Raw genomic sequence first — 17,487 nt, 5'->3', positions numbered from 1 at the left:
TCCGGCGCAGAAACATGCAGGACTTCCTCATTACGATTGCCCCTGGGTTCCGGTGTGCATATGCTGCCAATCCACAACAACAAAATTCTATTACAAAGATCAATAGAAAATGAAAGATGGTTTTTACCTGGGGGAAGAGCAGAGCATTTTGAAGATGCGAGCAAAACAATTGAAAGGGAGATCTGCGAAGAGTACGCTGTTCCTATTATTGACAAAAGACTTGTATGAGTTGTCGAGAACTTTTCTACGTATCCAACGATTTACCTCCATGAAATAGCACTGTTTTAACTTGTCACTCTTCCCCCAAATAGCCCTCTTTACCTTCATGAGTCTGAATTTATAAGTAACGAGGAGGAATTTATTAACCTGTGGGTCAGCTTAGAACAACTTGATAATTACAGAATAATTCCTCAGTTTGTTGTTCCAGAGTTAAAAGAGTTAGATTTTACTTAAGGCATAAAACATTGAACAGAGAAGAGAGATTAAACTAACGGGACACTATAGCTTCATAAATAACTAAGACGCGGCTGCCGGCATGGATCGGCAGCCGCGTTGCGCTAACGGGCAGGATAGTTTAATAATTTCGCGAACGAGGAACAAACGGTCTTTTTTTATAAGAAACAATTATTATGATATGCTCGTCTAAATAATGAATATAAGTTAAATTTTGGGAGGTGTAATTGGGCAACATTACCAACCGGTAATGATTACATTAACTAAAGGAATGATCACATGAATAAAAAAAAGAAACTAATAGCGGTATGTTTTAGCGTCATCGTTGTAAGCGGGGTATTAGCAACTACTATATTTGCTAATAATGCAATGTTTACTCCTCAGAAAAAAATGAGTTCGCAAGAAATTGCTAACGTACTAAACTCCGTAGAAAGTATTAATACCAAATATGGTGTATTCGAAAGAACTGCTGCTTCTAATAAACAATTTAATTCCTCTGAAATTGTTTACAATGAAGACGATATAACTGATAGCACCAGACAGGTAATAACGGACTACGGGACATTTATAAAAAAATAATAAAAAAGGCTATCTTCATCATCATCACATTAAGAGGATAGCCTTTTTTTATATTTACACAACCAGAGGGCAGTTATACGCAACTGTATTAATAGCGTCAACATAAATGGGATTATTTCTTGCCAGGGGAGGACTACTATGAGGAAGTTACTCACTGCCTGTCTAGTCTTTGTTGTTATCTTTGTATTTTCAGGTTGCACAGGTGAATCAGCCAGAACATTAGATAAAGAGTTTGTAAAGGAAAAAGCAGAAATTGGTCTTTCGAAGTCAGAAGTAGAAAAAAGATTTGGAAAAGACTATATCTCAGGTGATGCAGATGGTGGCCTACTATGGCTTTATGATACCACCAATGAGGACACAAACTATGAACGAAGATTAGATGTGGTAGCCCACGAAGATATAATCGATGGCAATGTTGTAAACCAGTTATTTATTAACTTCCAGAAGGAAAAAGCTTTTATGTATTCTTTCTTCTACAAGGGAGATGACGGAAAAGTGTGGGAATTTGTATTATACCCTGATAGAACCACGCTTGAAATACCTGTAAGTCAATAGCGATGTCATACCTGAATTTGGTTAAGCTAACGGGACACGATAGCTTAATAAAATAACTAAAACGCGGCTGCCGGCATGGATCGGCAGCCGCGTTGCGCTAACTGGCAGGAATGCTCCATAAGAAGTAATGTGATAATTAGAAAAAGCCTGGCGAATTGCCAAGCTTTAGAATCGTTATTAATTAATGTTATCTACCAAATCCGAAATGTTCTTCGACTTCCCGAATTAAATCCAATGGGTTAGTGTTGAGATTATCTCTAGTGTTATATCTGAAACCACTTTCCCGAATAGCTTTATCACGCTCTTCTTGCTTATACAACATTGTATGAAAGGTATTTTCAATAGCTGCATTTGGGTTTTTCAGTCCGTTTATGCACTCTAACATTTCTCGTTTTTCTTCACGATTAAAATAATCATGACGTATGACTTCTTCAGATGCAAGCAAGAAAAATACCCGACTGTAGTCTGTTATTTCTTTTAATATGTCCGCGGTGAAAAAGCCATCTACAATTATTTTTTTGCCACCAACATTGCCAGATAGCCTCAATAAGTCGACAGTCGCCATGCTAGTTTGTTCCTTAAATGAACTTGCTAACCAATCAGCAAACGCCTCTACAGGTCTCATAAAGTATTCTTCCCAGGAAGTAATATTCGAACGTTGGCTCATTGCAGGCTGGTAATTAGGATGCGCTATTGCTTGATATTCTGCAAACCGATCATCCCAACTATAAAGAATTAAATCATATTTATTTGCAAGGAACTTAGATACGGTCGTTTTTCCACCGCAGGCACTACCTGTAATAAAATAAATATTTTCAAAATGGTGCTTAATAATGTTATTAGCGATTACCATATATTCATCCCCTATTAATTAAGTTATCTAGCTTGTTAATCGGGGTTTGTTATTAAACATACGTTATCCCTCCTTGATGGAAAGCATATCAATATAGGACATTATTGAACATACGTAATCCCTCCTATAGATCCATTTAATATTATTCTATGTACTGGCATCTAATTCCTTCCAGTTGTTTTTCTTCGTGAAAGATCGATTATTATGAAGGGATGACTGTGAGATTGTTAAACTAACGGAGAACGTTAGCTTGATTGAACAAACCATCTTTGTAATTCAGCCCCAAAGCAGACACTCGGAATCTTCGGGCCGTCGGTCTGCTTTGGGGAAGCCGTGTTGCAGCTCTTTGTTCCGCTTACGGGTAGGATTGTTAATCTCTTAAAAAGAGATGTACGCTTGCGTATGGTTAAATATGTATGCCCGATCCCAGAAGTAGAAGTATCTTTGATCCTTGTTGTTTATTAATGCTAATTCATTTTTTTCAATTATATCCATTATTGCGGACTCAATTAATTCAAATCTCACAGGTCCCCATGCCTCTTGCTTTAATTGAGCATATTTCATGCTTTCCGTCAAGGTCAGACCTTTAATTCGCTGGAAAAGAGCAGCCCACATAGTCAAATCGGACCTCAGGCTGTTACAAGGGATCTCAAATTCCCTTAAGCCAACTGCTCCTGTATTTGTGGAGATAGCAATTAGCCCGCAGATATCATCTGTTCCATGTCCAAGTTGCAGCTTTTCTGTATGTTTACTGTCAAATCGAAAACATTCTATTCGGGTAATCTTACACTGCTGCGAACTTTCAAAAGAAAGACCAATCGCTGATTTTTTCAAATTTAGCAAACCAATACGAAGGGGATGAATATCTTGGTGATACTCGACAGTTTCATTGTTAGGAATCGTGATCGGCATCCTTATCACACCTTTACACATGTTTAGTTAGCTCATGAAAACAAAAATGACCTTCTCTAGAATCAGAGAAAGGTCATAAGAATTCAAAGTCATATCCTCGCTCTTATCTCCCAGATTCGCTTAGTACAGCTTTTCTGCAAGAATTAGCACCGTGCATTCCTTTGGTAACAAAGGTTTGTCGGTTGCCGGGTTTCATCGGGCTAGTCCCTCCACCTACTCTTGATAAGAAAATTCAACATATTCAATTATTTTTATAATACTATAAAGCATTCTGATGTCAAGGTACCTCGACGTAAAAGAGGTCAGAGAGGAACCAAGTTTGAACCCCATCTTCGATTTTTGTACAATGATATTTTTTTATAAATTCCCAAAATCCTTTTTGGTAAGTTACAACCTATTTCCGAAGATCGATTTCCATCGCCTTATCCTACCCGCCGAGAACGGAACCTTCCGGGTTTATACGCGCCATAATAGCGAGCTTTCTAGAGCATTCGTAGCATCCGAAACAGTAAAGACCAGTACCCCAGATTCGTTCAAATCGAAGAAAAAGCCTTCTTCGTTCAGCGAATCAAGCGCTGCCACGCAACACTCGTATACTTTCTCTTTAAAATGTCTGACGCTTTCCACCGATTTCATACCCTTCACTTCGTTAAACAATAGATTAGATATTCCGCAAAATATTCAGCACCTTCAAATTCATGATCCCATTCCCCTGGACTCCAGCGATAATAAATTGCATCATCAGGATCGCCAGCAATCATGTTGTTCAAGTTATCGGTTGAGTTTACCGCCGTGAAAATCCAAATCCATTTCTCTCCTTTGTCCCTCGTATTTCCGTGGGCTCTCCTATTTCTTTCTAGTTGAATCCAACCAACGTTATAGCGAAAAAATACGGTGATTAAAGTTTTGAGATTTTCAAGTATTGTTCTATGATAAACTTGATGCGATTATTTGATTCGAGCGATGGTATGGAATAGTGTCCCTTACTCTTACACAATTTAGAGAACAGTATACCTAAGGAGCGGTAGAAATGGCGCGTGTGTTATTTATTAATGGCGGATCAGAGGGTCATATCAATCCAACGATTGGAGTGGTACAAGAGCTTATTTCCCGTGGAGAAGAGGTCGTGTACTTTTGTATAGAAGCTTTTCGGGAGCGTATTGAGAAGACAGGAGCAACAGTTCGAACATTTGACGATCAAAAATTTATTAAAGCCTTTATCTCAGGTGGAAGAGATTATTTACTCGAAAGAGTTAACGGTCTTTTACTTACGTCAGATATCGTCATACCAAGCGTTCTTGAACAGATCAAAGGAGAGCATTTTGATTACATCATCCATGATTCCATGTTTGGTTGTGGACGATTACTTGCTCAAATTCTTAAGCTTCCTGCAATCAACTCTTGTACTTCTTTTGCGCAGTCAGAAGCTTCATTCGATAAAATGTTAGAACAATTTTCTACCGAAGTCCCTGCGGAAATCGTTAAACCAATCAATTATAAATTTCAAAGCCTGACGGCAATGGTGAAGGAAAAATATGATGTGGAGATCCATTCTCCGTACGAAGTGTTTTGTAATCCTGCACCACTTACAATCGTATATACAACAAGAGAATTTCAACCTGATGGAGAAGCATTCGACCAAACTTATAAATTTGTAGGTCCATCCATCTCTTCACGATTAACGCAAGAAAACTTTGACTTTACTGCAATCCAGGGGAGTAACCCTATTTACATTTCACTGGGTACAGTCTTTAACCAAGCAATGGATTTCTATAAGCTTTGTTTTGAGGCATTTGGGAACACGGAACATACGATTGTTATGTCTGTTGGAAGTAAAGCCCAAATATCTGATTTAGGGGAAATTCCTAAAAACTTCATCGTAAAAAATTATGTTCCTCAAACGGATGTACTGCAATACACGAAAGTATTTATTACACATGGTGGAATGAACAGTACTCATGAAGGTCTCTATTACGGGGTTCCGCTAATTGTCATCCCACAAAGCGCGGATCAGCCGATCATTGCGGGGCAAGTCGCCAATATCGGAGCAGGCATTCAATTACAAATGCAAAGCTTGACTGCAAATCAACTACGTGAAGCCGTAGATCATATGTTAAGCCTCTCATCTTTCAAGAATGCTGCAGCAAATATTGGTGAATCCTTTCGAGAATCAGGGGGGTATCATCAAGCTGCTGATGAGATATTCGAATTTTATAATCAATGAACAACTGCTCCATCTATCTCATGAAAAAATCGCTTTTCCTGCCCTTACAATCGGGAAAGAAAAGCGATTTTCTCAAAAGATGTACCTCTTACAAATCCTCATCATCCTCATGCTCCATCCACTTCTTCTGGGACCAAGCCCACTGGAAGAAGTATACGAACGCGATGCCACCAACTAGGGCAGCGAAGACCATAGACCATGCCCCACTCGTTAGCAGCAATGGCAGCCATAAGATGAACGCGAGGGCAAGATGCGTCCGCCGTGCGACCTTCACAACCGCCTTTTTACGGAAATGATAAGGGATTGGATAGATCGACGCCCAGAACGAGTACCGATGGAACCGCCTGATTGCGGTCAGCTGTGTCCCTATGATCAACAACATGAAGGCATAGAGCGGAAGTGCCCAATTCGAACTACGCACCCAATATAAGATCAACATGCCGAGCACAGTCAGACGAATGACCATGCCGAGCACATCACTACGCAGCAATGTTTTCAAATATAAATAATCGTATGCAGAATCCTGCTGAAAACGAATCCGCCTGCCAAGTACGTTCAGCCATGTACGCTTATACACCTTCTGCGGCATGGACGGCACATCGACGAACCAGTTCAAGAAGATCATGAACCGTCCGCGCTGATCTCGCTCTGTTGCAATAAGCAATTCCCACGGTACGGCATGTTTACGCGGTACTCGGAGAGCAACCACATATGTAATAATAACAATCAAGCTGAAGATCACAGCTTTCCACGTCGGCTGCCATAGCCATACGGCGAGCAGCACTATCGATATCAGCCAACGTGTCAGACGATAACTCCACCGTACTCCAGGCCGGCTCATGCAGCGCTCCTGCCAACTGCCATAGCTGTTCATGATATTGAGCGCCAACAACACGCCCCATAAGAGCAAGAACGGCTTCGGATCTTGATCCGCTCGAACATAGAGCAGCCATAGAATGCCGTATACTATACTTAAAAGGATAAGCTTTGGCTTGACGCTATACCCTATACTTTTTCGAAAATATTCCTTCATCCTCGGTTCTACCCGAAGCAAATAGACTAGGTCCGCAGGCTGAAGGAACGTCCGAAAGCTGCTCCACAGGACAAACGGCAGCAGTACGATAAGGCTCACCGTTCGAATTGGGAAATCCGCCGGGATCCTCCCTAGAAATCCGACATACCCTGCAGCACCGCCGATGAAGATGAATCCAAGGAACAATAGAAATCCGCTCTGCCCCACATAGCGGAAGTACGGAAAGACTTCCTGCCAGAAGGCGCTTTTTCGCCGTCGCCATAATGATTGAAGATCCATCATCTACGCCCCGCCTTTAACGAGCTGATAGAAAATATTCTCCAGCGATGTATCGCCAAGATAGCGGTGCTGCTGTCTTAGTTCCTCCAACGTCCCTTGTGCAATCACACGCCCATGATGAAGCACGATGAATCGATCACAATAGTTCTCGATCGTCGATAGAATATGGGAGCTTAGTAGAATCGAAGCGCCGCGTGATTTCAGTTCCACCATGAAATCCAGCAAGTTCCTGATCCCAAGCGGATCAAGTCCTAGAAAAGGCTCATCGATCATATAGAGCGGCGGATGAACGAGAAATGCGCTCATGATCATGACCTTCTGCTTCATCCCTTTGGACAGATGCATGGAGAAGGTATTGTACTTGTCGTTCATCTGGAACAATGTCAGCAAATGCTCTACGCGTTCCTCATAGTCCTTCTTCTCGACGCCATACGCCATCGCCGCCAGCTCAAGATGCTCCTTCACGGTCAGTTCCTCATAGAGCATCGGTGTCTCAGGAACGAATGCTAACGACCCCCGGTAAACTTCGGGTGCTTCCGCTAATGTCTTCCCTTGCAGCGTAACATCGCCCTTATGCGGCTGCATCAGGCCTAGAATATGCTTCATCGTCGTGCTCTTGCCCGCGCCGTTCAATCCGATCAGGCCCACCATTTCGCCTGCCTTAACATCAAAATTCACATCATGAAGCACTGGCTTTCCAGTGCTATAGCCGCCCGTTAATTGATTGACCTGCAATATCGTCTTCATGGCCTGTCTCACCTCTACCCTTATTATAGCGAAGCGATGAGGAAGTTGCGAATGGGATGTATGCGACCACAGGATCCGTTCACCCACGAACATCACCCACGTTGAACAAAGGAATTTCATGCGACGCGACAAAAGCAACCGTCACCATCACTAGGATGATAACCAAGAAGTAGCCATCACGGCTTGTGATCGATGTCTTGTAATAATAGGTTCGCATCCTCGTGCTAGCCTGTGCAGTGAACCGCTTGGCTTCCATCGCGACGGCGACCCGCTGCGCACGGCGAATGCTCTGTGCAAGCAGTGGAACCGCATAATTCAGCAGCCGTTCCTTCCACCCTCGAATGGAATGCTTCGAACGAACACCACGTACCGCTAGAGCCTGCTGCCGAATCTGGAGCTCTTCCCACAAAATGGGCAGCATTCGGAAGGAAGCCATAAATGCGTAGGCGTATTTGGGCGGCAGGCGCAGCTGCTGCATCATCGCGTAGAATAGCATGGTGGGACGCGTCGTTAACGCAAATAACAATCCCGTTGCCGCACAGCTTAATGTTTTGAACCCGATGTGAATACCTCGGAAGAAGCTCTCCTCCGTGATGCGGAAGAGTCCCCAAGACCACCATAAGGTCTCCCCTTTGCCGAATAGAATCATGGTCATGGAAGACGATACGAAAATAAAGATGAACGGCAGTGTCAGCAGCAATAATTTACGTAAAGCATATCCGCTGCTCAGGAACAACAAGGCTGCATACCCAAGGAACTGATAGAGAATAAAATCCAACCGATGCGTAAATAAAATGATGATGAACAAGCCAATAAAGACAAGGAACTTGATCGCAGGATTCACGTGATGCATCCATGTCTCCCGCTTCGGTGAGAACCAGTTGTTCATACGCTCCCCACCAGCTCTCTCTTCATCCGGGTCGTTGCAGACGTAGCAACGCCAAGTCCTTCTGTAACGCGCCAGATTCCTGTTGCAAAATGCTCTGCAATCCAAGGGTCATGCGTGGCCATCACAATCGCCATCCCACGCTGCCGCCACGCTTCAATCATCTCGAGCATCGCAAATGTGCTACGTGCATCGAGCCCGAATGTAGGTTCATCCAGCAGCAATAAAGGGCGCTGATGAATCAGCGCCGTGGCTACGCTCAACCTGCGTTTCTGCCCCATCGACAGTTGATACGGGTGACGATTGCGTTCTGGCTCCAACTGAATGTGACGCAGCATCTCACATACCCGAGGATCATCCGCCGCTGTAGCACCATCTGTCTTGGTCATACCGATCGATAGCCCAAGCTCTTCCGCCACCGAATTCGTAACAAATTGCAACTCCGGATTCTGAAAGACGAACGCGAGTTGATCCGAGAGTACTTCGCCCCGCCGAAGTTGTACTTCCTTTCCTTGCAAACGATAGATCCCCTCAGTCTTCAGCAATTGCATCATGGAGAGCAGCAACGTGCTTTTCCCCGCGCCATTCTCGCCGAGTAATGCAATCCACTCGCCCGATCGGATCTCTGCATGCTGAATCAATATTCGACTTTCTTTTCCCCGTTTGCCCTGAAATTTCCGTAATTCAACTAAGGGTGCTGCATCGTCATGTCGTTGAGCTATTGCGTACATGTCATCCTCGTCCATAAGATTCCGATAGCGAGATGAGGCGACATATTCATCCCATACGCCCGGATACCAGATGCCATATTCGATCAGCCGAGGCTTCTCTTCACGGAACAACATCTCAGGTGCGCCATCGGCGATAATCTGCCCCTGATCATCGAACATGACAACCCGATCAATGAGTTCCAACACGTGATCCAGCTTATGCTCTACAATTAGGAGCGTCCGATCTGCCGCGATCTGATGGATTGCATCCCATATTTGTACCGTGCCTTCCGGATCGAGCAGCGCGGAAGGTTCGTCGAGCATCAGCACATCTGGTTCAAGGAGCAGAACCGCCGCAAGCGCTAGACGCTGCTTCATCCCTTGGGACAAGCTATGGATCGGCGTATGGAGGTCACGAAATTGGAGTCCGACCTGCGCCAGCACCCGCTTCATTCGCGCCTCCATTTCCTCGCGTGGCACACATTGATTCTCCATGACAAAAGCCAGCTCTTCGTCAACAAATGGCATTCCGAACTGCGTATCCGGATCTTGAAACAGCATCCCCCAAGACGATGGCAATCGCAATGATTCGGATTGCATCGGAACTTCAATCGAGGTCGGTATAATCCCGCATAACACCTGAAGGAGCGTTGATTTCCCGCATCCGCTCGGACCGAGCAGCAGCACCTTTTGCCCCTTATTCACAGAAAAGGAGAGATCCTTGAACTGTAGATTCGGCTCTCCTGGGAATTTCAATCGGAGTCCCGTCACCCCCAGAACTTCTTCTGCTTCCGCCTTGTCTATCATCGGTCTCTCTCCTTTTTCACTGCTCATTCTATTTGTTCAACGCATCATATTCGGATTTCGATACAGGTCTTACTAGATTCGTCACGCCTGTCGCTTCAAGTGCTCTGACCAAGTAATATGCGAATAAGCCTGTAATCACGATCCCGCTGACGCAGCGCAGACCATATTTCACGAAGAACATCCAAGGCTCGTAATCCGCAATATAGCCATACACATAATCGACACCCATGGAACCAAGCGCAACAGCGAGCCCCGCCAATGCCGCCGTTCCGGCAGAATAGCTGCGATAGCGGAATAAGGCAAAGATAATTTCAGCGCATAGCCCTTGAATAAGTCCATATAAAAATAGCTGAATACCCCATTCTGCGCCGAACAATAATGAGACATGCGCCGCCGCAAGCTCTGCCAATAAGGCTACCCCAGGTTTACGAATTAGCAGGAACGCAACTGTAGCCGCAATGAACCACATCCCATACACCAACTCATCCGCTTGAAAGAACAGAGGTTTGAATACATCGTATACGCTGCCCCACAACTTATAGATGACCCCAAATACCAACGCGAGTAAAATCGTGATGAGAATGTCTGAAAACTTCAATCTCAACTTGCTCTGCACAACCATCAACTCCCCATCCTAAATGATCTAGAGCAACAAAAAAACCGCCTGGCAGCATGCACAGACGGTGAGAAAAGTCTCGATCGTAGTTGATTCGATGATATACAACAGGCAAGGGTATTTTATCGCCAAATAGATTAGTCGTTTCGCTACTTCGAAACATAAACTCCATCTATTGTGGTCAGAAAAGGTCCCTATTCATCGATTAGATTCTCTCCGCTGGCATTATCCAGATCAGATTAACGGTCAGTAGTGGTGGTGAACGACTACAATCTCAGCCTGACTCCTCAAGCCCCCGTATCACATATTCGGTTCTTTCATTACAATATTTCAACAATACAATACACGGCCAATTGTTTCAAGAGAATTCTCGTTCAACCATCAAGGTCTAGGATCGAAATCCTCTTCGAACATTTCCTCAATCCCCCGTTGCTTTTTCCCTCCGAATAGCAGCTTCACGCCGCCTCCAATGAAGAGTACCGCAATGACAAGCGTCTGGAAGTATTGCTGCACCTGATAGCGAACAATCCAATTCGGGAAGTAGTTCTCAAGCATCGGAAGTGCAATCTGATCGAACATATAGTAGGCTCCGATGACAATTAATCCGAATCCCATCCAACGGTTATGTGTTGGCAGCCATCTGACAATCGGCGTATCACGTAACAAGTCTCCGCGGCTATACCGGTTCAATTGCTGCAGCGTATCGAAGAAGCTGAAGCACCAGATGAGTGGGATGAAGAAGAAAAATAACGACAGTCGCATAAAATCAAGGATATAAATGGAGCCGAGGAACCCAACCATCAATTGTAACCCGCGCTTTTGTAACCCAAGATACATATGCCCGGCTCCTGGCAGGAGCGATAAGACCATGGCCAGCATCTTGCTGCGTCTGCCGTCTTCACGGAACGAATCAAAATCATCGAATAATGTACGATCCTGCAGCAAATCACCTTGCTGCTTGCGATGAGCCGCCTGCACCGCATCGAACATACAATAGAGCCAAATAATCGGCAATAATCCTAAGAATACCGCGAATCCGCCTTGATTCGTAACGGCCGTTACGAAGATCAGCATCGTCCCTAACCCGAAGAAAGCAATTAGGAATGACAACCCTCGATGCATCAGTCCTAGATAGAAATGGCCCAGCCCAGGAACGAAGGACAAGAGAATCGTGAAGAACCGCTCTGATTCCTGTCTTGGCGTTGGTTGCATGGGACCATGCGGTCCGTAAGGGCCGTATCCCCCAAGACCTGCATCTTGCAGGAATTGTTCGCCATATGTGCTTGGAATGTACGGCGTACGAACTAAATAAAAGATCATATCCAGCATGTTAATGCTGCCGACGACAAATGCGAAAATAACTCCCGAGACAAACGGTGCATCATCGTTGGTCGCGATAGACCCCAATACGCCAAGCCCGAGCGCTCCGAAGAATAACATCACGTACAAGACCGCTCTGACCTTTTTGCCCACATAATAATGACCTAATCCAGGGATAAAGCTCGCGAAGAACGCGATCCCTTTACTACGATATGGTTGCAATGCATATCCACTCCTTTACATTATTTCCGATTTATCATTTCAAGGCATCGAGCCAACTAAAAGCTTTCTGAATAATGGAATCCGTAAATGATCCGCTCGGCTGATCGAGCAGCGCTTGAGATCCGCCCGTCAAGTTCTGGAATACACCACTTATCAATAGGATAAAGGTGATGGATGCCGCAATCGAATAGTGGAACATCGGATGCTCATACCAATACTTGCTACGCGGCTGTACCCTATCCTTCGGAGAATGCTGAACTGGCTTCCCATACAATTGCTGCATCATTCGATCTGTAAAAGCATCGTGATCTTCGGGTTCAGGGAGCTCCCCTTCAAGCCCATCCATCGCGAGCAAATACTGCTCCATCGCTTCTTCGGATTGCAACAACAGCTCTTCCATTTCAAGTTGTTCCTCTTCACCCAGCGTTCCTTGAATGTATGCCACCCAATCTTCCAGGTTGTACTTCTTCATCGCCAATCTTCCTCCTTCCAGTGGGTTCGAAGCCATTGTCTCGCACGGTATAAGCGAGATTCAACCGTCTTTAGCGAAATGTCACATTCCAACGCAATTTGGTCGTAGCTTTTTTCCTCCAAATAAAACGATTCGATCATTTGACGGTGCAGCTCGGGAATGTGCTCGAGTTGTTCCCGAATTCGTGCCTGACGATCCCGGTGAATAACCTCCGATAAGACATCGCTCTCCATACTGCTGGCCACGAACGGACGGTTACCTTCTACCACCTCGACATCTTCCACAACGTCTTCCCGCCTTCGATTCAGCTTCCGTTTATAATCAATTGCCTTATTCATCGCAATTCGGGATATCCATGTCTTCAATCCTTTGGACTCATATTGGGGGAGAGACCGGTGGATCTGAATGAATACATTCTGCGCGATATCTTCTGCATCCGTGCGATCACGAACGACGGAATACGCGATTTGAAATATATGTCCGTGATATCGGTCGATCAGCTGACGGAATGCAGCTGAATCGCCTCGCCGAATTCGCATCACGAGTTCTTCATCTTCGATGTGACTCTCCCCCCTCCTGCCTATATAGACGCATGTATGATCATTACCCCCTGCACATTCTAACCTACTTTTTTCAATAAAAAAACAGAGACACTGTCATATGTCTCTGCTAATGTATGGTAGATTTATAAGACTTCTTCATTATCGGCGCTCCGGCTCCGATCTGATACCTCGTACGCCAGTATGGATCCAGCATCTCATCTACTCTGACGCAGGCATACCCCTGCAGCCTTACTTCCTTCAGTACGGCATCCAGACCTGCTATCATCTGCAGCGGTGCACCCGCGTCAGCGCCAAATGTCTCGCCTGAATCATGCAATACAACGATAGCACCTGGCGTGATTCGTCGCATCAGCTTGCTTCTCAGCCTTTCTGCCGTCGTGGATCGCTTCCAATCCCCGACCATGACCGACCACAGCACGATGCGATAGCCGCTGCGCGAGCGGAAGCTGAAGAGATCGCCTAAATTCAGAATCCCCCATGGCGGCCGATAGCACGTAGGCCGTTCGCCAATAATCCGTTCTACAATGTCTGCCGACATGTCAACCTGCTCCCGCTTCACTTCGCCCGGTGTCATGACCCAGTTCGTGGTATGTGTATAATTATGAATACCGATTTGATGACCTTCCTGGTGCATTCGCTGAATGATGTCCGGATATTTCTCAGCCTCACTACCGAGCACGAAGAAGGTTGCTTTCACCCCATGCGCTTGCAGCAAATCCAGCAATCTAGGCGTATACGTCGGGTTCGGGCCGTCATCAAAGGTAAAAGCTACCTGGCGAGTCGCCTTTCCTCTGCGCACAACGACGAGTCCGCATATTCTAGTGATCACAAACGGTGCCAGCATATAGATTACAATAAATAGTATGACAAGTTGCAAGACTGTCATTAACATGATGTGCTCCTCCCCAGCCACAAATGACGTTTAAATGTAAATCGTTCTTAACTCTTTGTCCTTATCTTCCGCTGACCAACGGTCGAATAGCGCTTGCTTCGAAATAACGAGCATCCTGGGCTCCAGTTTCTCCCCCGCTTGCTTCACGCGCTGCTTCCCTTCAGGATGCAATATACGAAGCAAGTAACTGAGATAGATCTTCGCAAATCCCTTTGCCCATTTCGAGGGAAGCGGATGCTGTTCGAATCCTAATCCATGAATAATCCCGCGATGGAGAAGCGTAATCCCCGTGATGGCTTGAACTTTCGCAAGCTCTGGTGATGTCTGCATGGCATGGCTAATCTGCTTCATCCCACGGCGCAGCATACGTGCTGTCATGATCCCCGCTCGGTCCGCTCCGACGGCACGTGAAAGTTCTATCACTTGTTGATTATCTAGATGAAGCTCTCCGATCCAATCCCCATTCGCGATCTGGTGACTGTCGTGGCATGCAATGGCTTTACCATAATGTCTTCGGATCACTAATTTACATATCCCAAATCGCCAGATGGATTCACTACGAAATCGCGTAAATACATCAAAGATATTCTCCCACACCATCCACATGGATTGTGCAACGATCTTCGCATACGAAGTTCCCATATCTATCCCACCTCTCGCTTGCTTAATTGATATCGATCTGATCGATTTTTCGAATGGCCATGTATCCAATCGCCGCACCAGCAATTGCTAGTAGAATAGGAACGATAATAATGTCATTCAAGTTAAACCCGCCATTGTTCGAGCAGGTCACCATAACGATGGCAATAGAAGATACAATGGTTGTCGGAAGCGAATATTTGCGCATGCCGAAGTAAAGCGGAATAAGTGCCATAAAGCATGCAGATAGCGCATTGAAACTAAGTTTAACAACCTGCTGCATCACCAGCGTCATAGTCAGTTCACCGGGTACAAAGTGCGTAAACGAGTTGACGGTGAGATACACCGTACTCAAGAATGCCATGGAAATTACGATACATACGAAAGTGAAAATAATAACAACCAAAAGCTTTGCAGCAATGATTTTTTGACGTTTGATCGGGTACATGAATAAGACCGTGATGGTCTTACTATTGAACTCGTCGATTACGAAACGCCCCAGCAAGACGGAGGCGAAAATAATAAATGTCCCTCTCACTGATACATCGATCATTGAGAACACGGTGCTATAGTCTCGAAAAATTGTCGTTCCATCCATCTCTGGTGTATAACTCATCAGCATCAGGAACCCAAAAATAATCACATTGGCGATAGCGGCCCCTCGAATATATCCCATGATCTTGAATTTTCGTAGCTCTAGCTTCATTAATTTAATCACGTACTCCGCCTCCGTTCAGCACTTGCATGAAGTAATCCTCTAACGAGCTGCTCCGCTTATGAATCGAGTCAATCACAACATCGTTCAGGACCAATGTCTTGGTGATTTCACTTTGTGCAATATGCTGGTCATAAATCCGTACATACTGATTATCGATCACCTTGATATTGTTCAGTTGAAGTTTGTCGGTCAATACGTAAGCTGCTTTGCTACAGTCGGATGTGATGATCTCAATGTAATTCGTCGTCTCTTCATGAATTTCAGCCATCGTAATTTCCCGCAGCAATCGTCCGCTCTGAATGACGCCAATCGTATCCGCAATTTGTTCGATTTCGCCTAGAATGTGGCTGGAGATCAATAGCGTCGTTCCATATTCCTTGCACAGCATGCGGAATACATCTCTTAACTCTTTGATTCCTAGCGGGTCCAATCCATTAATCGGCTCATCGAAAATAAGCAGCTCTGGCTTTGTCGTAATAGCGCGAGCGATACCCAGACGCTGTTTCATCCCAAGCGAGAAGGTCTTCACTTTCTTCTTGCCCGTATCGATTAAATTCACGAGCTCTAGCGCTTCATCAATCGCCTTCTTATTGTAGTAACCCATATATTCGCAATGCAGCTCCAGATTCTCGCGGGCTGTTAGCTTATCATAGAACACCGGATATTCAATGATGGTCCCCATCCGCCCCAAAAGGCGATAAGAATCCGGCGTTAACTTCTCTCCAAAAATCTCGATCTCGCCGCTCGTCGGCTTTACGAGATTCGTGATCATCTTCATTACCGTGGTCTTCCCTGCACCATTGGGACCGAGAAACCCATAGATTTCGCCTTGCTTAATATTCATGCTGACATTCGAGACGACTTCTTGCCCTTGAAAAGTTTTGGTCAATCGATTCGTTCGTACAATATGCTCCATACTCTCTTTCCCCTCTCGCTCTCTCATATCTCTATCTTACTAGACGTCATTTTCTTTTTTCTTACTTCAATCTTACGAATTTCTTAAGCAAATTACGTACACCCACTTGCTCAAGAAAAAACTCATGAAATGTGAGCGATCACCATTCCATGAGTTAGTACTGCACTTTTTTCAATTGTACGGTAAACACCGTAAGCTCATATGGGTTGCTGCGAAGATGAATGGATCCGCCCATACTCTCAACCAGCCGCTTCGTAATCGTGAGCCCCAGTCCACTGCCCTGATACGATTTATTCCGTGAATCCTCGAGCGTGTACATACGTTCAAAGACATGATCGATATGCATCGCATCAATGCCTTTCCCTCGATCCCATATATCCACATAGACAGAAGATTCATCTTCTCGGAGCGTCAGGCCGAGCTGCTTGCCATGACTGCCGTATTGAATGCTGTTCGAGATCAGATTGTTCAATACGCGGTGCAGCGCCTCATCATTGCCGAAGCCATAAATCGGATGCTCAGGAATCTCAATATGGACGAGGTACCCCTGCTCCGTAAGGATGTCGTAATAATCCAGTATCGTCGTGCTGCAACGTTCATTCATGAGAATTCGAGTCATCGGCATTTCTCGATCCCCGGATTCCAGCTTGGCCAAGTCGAAAAAGTCATGGATGAGCGCTAACGTCTCTTGAGTCTTGGCATATACTTTGCCCAGCAGCCGCTCGCGCTCATCTGCATGCATCGCCGGATCAAGATGTAGCATCTCGATGTACCCCAGCACGACTGTTAATGGCGTCTTCAGATCATGTGAAATATTCGATACCATCTTCTTCATCGACATTTCCATTTTGGCATAATCCGAGTACATCTGGTGCTGCGCCCCTAAGAGCCGATTGATCTCCATCAGCAGCGATTGGAGCTCCCGGTCATCCGTCATAAGCAATAGCTTCTCATGAGTAGCCAGAGAAGAAATTCGCTCGACCTCCGATCGCAAGTGTCGCAGTTGCATCCGATGGCTGCGGCGGTTGAGGGCTTGAACGATAATAATCCCTACGAGTATCACGATAATCATAGATAAGATTATCGTCATA

General features: G+C 45.2%; 19 protein-coding genes, 1 pseudogene and 2 riboswitches. Of the genes and pseudogenes, 4 read left to right on the top strand and 16 right to left on the bottom strand.

Features of this window, described 5'->3' with window-relative positions:
* The first annotated feature begins 60 nt into the window (after nt 1–60).
* The 3 genes from ACFQZR_RS09745 (at nt 61) to ACFQZR_RS09735 (ending at nt 1,587) form a co-directional block, all read left to right on the top strand.
* Nucleotides 61–228 (top strand): NUDIX domain-containing protein, encoded by a 168-nt coding sequence (locus tag ACFQZR_RS09745; protein WP_379348786.1) that lies wholly within the window; start codon nt 61–63, stop codon nt 226–228.
* A gap of 504 nt (nt 229–732) precedes the next feature.
* Nucleotides 733–1,032, top strand: coding sequence for a hypothetical protein (locus ACFQZR_RS09740; protein ID WP_379345259.1), 300 nt, complete (start codon nt 733–735; stop codon nt 1,030–1,032).
* A gap of 138 nt (nt 1,033–1,170) precedes the next feature.
* On the top strand, nt 1,171–1,587 hold the full coding sequence (locus tag ACFQZR_RS09735; protein ID WP_379345257.1) for a hypothetical protein: 417 nt from the start codon (nt 1,171–1,173) through the stop codon (nt 1,585–1,587).
* Between the two features lie 187 nt (nt 1,588–1,774).
* Here the strand turns inward: ACFQZR_RS09735 and ACFQZR_RS09730 are convergent, their stop codons facing one another.
* From ACFQZR_RS09730 to ACFQZR_RS09720, 3 genes and pseudogenes are all read right to left on the bottom strand, one after another.
* Nucleotides 1,775–2,440 (bottom strand): hypothetical protein, encoded by a 666-nt coding sequence (locus ACFQZR_RS09730; protein ID WP_379345255.1) that lies wholly within the window; start codon nt 2,438–2,440, stop codon nt 1,775–1,777.
* Between the two features lie 378 nt (nt 2,441–2,818).
* On the bottom strand, nt 2,819–3,352 hold the full coding sequence (locus ACFQZR_RS09725; RefSeq protein WP_379345253.1) for a hypothetical protein: 534 nt from the start codon (nt 3,350–3,352) through the stop codon (nt 2,819–2,821).
* Between the two features lie 100 nt (nt 3,353–3,452).
* Nucleotides 3,453–3,581: riboswitch (SAM riboswitch) on the bottom strand.
* 227 nt (nt 3,582–3,808) lie between these two features.
* Nucleotides 3,809–4,113 (bottom strand): annotated as a pseudogene (locus tag ACFQZR_RS09720) (DUF4303 domain-containing protein).
* A 269-nt stretch (nt 4,114–4,382) separates the two neighbouring features.
* On the opposite strand from ACFQZR_RS09720, the gene ACFQZR_RS09715 reads away from it, so the two are divergent.
* Nucleotides 4,383–5,576, top strand: a complete 1,194-nt coding sequence (locus ACFQZR_RS09715) for a macrolide family glycosyltransferase (RefSeq protein WP_379345251.1) — start codon at nt 4,383–4,385, stop codon at nt 5,574–5,576.
* An 88-nt stretch (nt 5,577–5,664) separates the two neighbouring features.
* Here the strand turns inward: ACFQZR_RS09715 and ACFQZR_RS09710 are convergent, their stop codons facing one another.
* From ACFQZR_RS09710 to ACFQZR_RS09650, 13 genes are all read right to left on the bottom strand, one after another.
* The gene (locus ACFQZR_RS09710; RefSeq protein ID WP_379345249.1) at nt 5,665–6,891 is read right to left on the bottom strand and encodes an ABC transporter permease; all 1,227 of its coding nucleotides are present in this window, start codon (nt 6,889–6,891) and stop codon (nt 5,665–5,667) included.
* Nucleotides 6,892–7,635 (bottom strand): ABC transporter ATP-binding protein, encoded by a 744-nt coding sequence (locus ACFQZR_RS09705; protein ID WP_018758814.1) that lies wholly within the window; start codon nt 7,633–7,635, stop codon nt 6,892–6,894. It abuts the gene before it with no gap.
* Between the two features lie 79 nt (nt 7,636–7,714).
* On the bottom strand, nt 7,715–8,524 hold the full coding sequence (locus ACFQZR_RS09700; RefSeq protein ID WP_379345246.1) for an energy-coupling factor transporter transmembrane component T family protein: 810 nt from the start codon (nt 8,522–8,524) through the stop codon (nt 7,715–7,717).
* Nucleotides 8,521–10,038: an ABC transporter ATP-binding protein gene (locus ACFQZR_RS09695; RefSeq protein ID WP_379345244.1), complete on the bottom strand. Its 1,518-nt coding sequence runs from the start codon at nt 10,036–10,038 to the stop codon at nt 8,521–8,523. Before ACFQZR_RS09695 ends, ACFQZR_RS09700 begins: the two co-directional genes overlap by 4 nt.
* Before the next feature lie 28 nt (nt 10,039–10,066).
* Entirely contained in the window at nt 10,067–10,660 is a 594-nt protein-coding gene (locus tag ACFQZR_RS09690) for an ECF transporter S component (RefSeq protein WP_379345242.1), read from the bottom strand.
* Nucleotides 10,661–10,848: 188 nt separating this feature from the next.
* Nucleotides 10,849–10,963: riboswitch (TPP riboswitch) on the bottom strand.
* Nucleotides 10,964–11,035: 72 nt separating this feature from the next.
* Nucleotides 11,036–12,196 carry a hypothetical protein gene (locus ACFQZR_RS09685; protein WP_379345240.1) on the bottom strand — a complete coding sequence of 387 codons (1,161 nt, stop codon included), beginning with the start codon at nt 12,194–12,196 and terminating at the stop codon, nt 11,036–11,038.
* Between the two features lie 34 nt (nt 12,197–12,230).
* A complete protein-coding gene (locus ACFQZR_RS09680) occupies nt 12,231–12,668 on the bottom strand; it encodes a hypothetical protein (RefSeq protein WP_379345238.1) in 438 nt (145 codons plus the stop codon).
* A complete protein-coding gene (locus tag ACFQZR_RS09675) occupies nt 12,665–13,207 on the bottom strand; it encodes an RNA polymerase sigma factor (protein WP_018758820.1) in 543 nt (180 codons plus the stop codon). Before ACFQZR_RS09675 ends, ACFQZR_RS09680 begins: the two co-directional genes overlap by 4 nt.
* Nucleotides 13,208–13,337: 130 nt before the next feature.
* A complete protein-coding gene (locus ACFQZR_RS09670) occupies nt 13,338–14,123 on the bottom strand; it encodes a polysaccharide deacetylase family protein (RefSeq protein ID WP_379345235.1) in 786 nt (261 codons plus the stop codon).
* A gap of 30 nt (nt 14,124–14,153) precedes the next feature.
* On the bottom strand, nt 14,154–14,765 hold the full coding sequence (locus tag ACFQZR_RS09665; RefSeq protein ID WP_379345233.1) for a YkoP family protein: 612 nt from the start codon (nt 14,763–14,765) through the stop codon (nt 14,154–14,156).
* A 22-nt stretch (nt 14,766–14,787) separates the two neighbouring features.
* A complete protein-coding gene (locus ACFQZR_RS09660) occupies nt 14,788–15,480 on the bottom strand; it encodes an ABC transporter permease (protein WP_379345231.1) in 693 nt (230 codons plus the stop codon).
* On the bottom strand, nt 15,473–16,396 hold the full coding sequence (locus ACFQZR_RS09655) for an ABC transporter ATP-binding protein (protein WP_379345229.1): 924 nt from the start codon (nt 16,394–16,396) through the stop codon (nt 15,473–15,475). The genes ACFQZR_RS09660 and ACFQZR_RS09655 overlap by 8 nt, the downstream gene beginning before the upstream one ends.
* 154 nt (nt 16,397–16,550) lie before the next feature.
* The gene (locus tag ACFQZR_RS09650; protein ID WP_379345227.1) at nt 16,551–17,486 is read right to left on the bottom strand and encodes a HAMP domain-containing histidine kinase; all 936 of its coding nucleotides are present in this window, start codon (nt 17,484–17,486) and stop codon (nt 16,551–16,553) included.
* Nucleotide 17,487 lies beyond the last annotated feature (1 nt).

This window comes from Paenibacillus sp. GCM10027629, from assembly GCF_042676425.1.
GTDB lineage: Bacteria > Bacillota > Bacilli > Paenibacillales > Paenibacillaceae > Paenibacillus_K > Paenibacillus_K terrigena.
This window is presented reverse-complemented; position numbering and strand designations above follow the sequence as displayed.

Bases quoted from the DNA above. Each gene is read 5' to 3' on its own strand.
- ACFQZR_RS09745 (WP_379348786.1), top strand. From the start codon at position 61: ATGCTGCCAATCCACAACAACAAAATTCTATTACAAAGATCAATAGAA.
- ACFQZR_RS09740 (WP_379345259.1), top strand. From the start codon at position 733: ATGAATAAAAAAAAGAAACTAATAGCGGTATGTTTTAGCGTCATCGTT.
- ACFQZR_RS09735 (WP_379345257.1), top strand. From the start codon at position 1,171: ATGAGGAAGTTACTCACTGCCTGTCTAGTCTTTGTTGTTATCTTTGTA.
- ACFQZR_RS09730 (WP_379345255.1), bottom strand. From the start codon at position 2,440: ATGGTAATCGCTAATAACATTATTAAGCACCATTTTGAAAATATTTAT.
- ACFQZR_RS09725 (WP_379345253.1), bottom strand. From the start codon at position 3,352: ATGCCGATCACGATTCCTAACAATGAAACTGTCGAGTATCACCAAGAT.
- ACFQZR_RS09715 (WP_379345251.1), top strand. From the start codon at position 4,383: ATGGCGCGTGTGTTATTTATTAATGGCGGATCAGAGGGTCATATCAAT.
- ACFQZR_RS09710 (WP_379345249.1), bottom strand. From the start codon at position 6,891: ATGATGGATCTTCAATCATTATGGCGACGGCGAAAAAGCGCCTTCTGG.
- ACFQZR_RS09705 (WP_018758814.1), bottom strand. From the start codon at position 7,635: ATGAAGACGATATTGCAGGTCAATCAATTAACGGGCGGCTATAGCACT.
- ACFQZR_RS09700 (WP_379345246.1), bottom strand. From the start codon at position 8,524: ATGAACAACTGGTTCTCACCGAAGCGGGAGACATGGATGCATCACGTG.
- ACFQZR_RS09695 (WP_379345244.1), bottom strand. From the start codon at position 10,038: ATGATAGACAAGGCGGAAGCAGAAGAAGTTCTGGGGGTGACGGGACTC.
- ACFQZR_RS09690 (WP_379345242.1), bottom strand. From the start codon at position 10,660: ATGGTTGTGCAGAGCAAGTTGAGATTGAAGTTTTCAGACATTCTCATC.
- ACFQZR_RS09680 (WP_379345238.1), bottom strand. From the start codon at position 12,668: ATGAAGAAGTACAACCTGGAAGATTGGGTGGCATACATTCAAGGAACG.
- ACFQZR_RS09675 (WP_018758820.1), bottom strand. From the start codon at position 13,207: ATGCGAATTCGGCGAGGCGATTCAGCTGCATTCCGTCAGCTGATCGAC.
- ACFQZR_RS09670 (WP_379345235.1), bottom strand. From the start codon at position 14,123: ATGTTAATGACAGTCTTGCAACTTGTCATACTATTTATTGTAATCTAT.
- ACFQZR_RS09665 (WP_379345233.1), bottom strand. From the start codon at position 14,765: ATGGGAACTTCGTATGCGAAGATCGTTGCACAATCCATGTGGATGGTG.
- ACFQZR_RS09655 (WP_379345229.1), bottom strand. From the start codon at position 16,396: ATGGAGCATATTGTACGAACGAATCGATTGACCAAAACTTTTCAAGGG.
- ACFQZR_RS09650 (WP_379345227.1), bottom strand. From the start codon at position 17,486: ATGACGATAATCTTATCTATGATTATCGTGATACTCGTAGGGATTATT.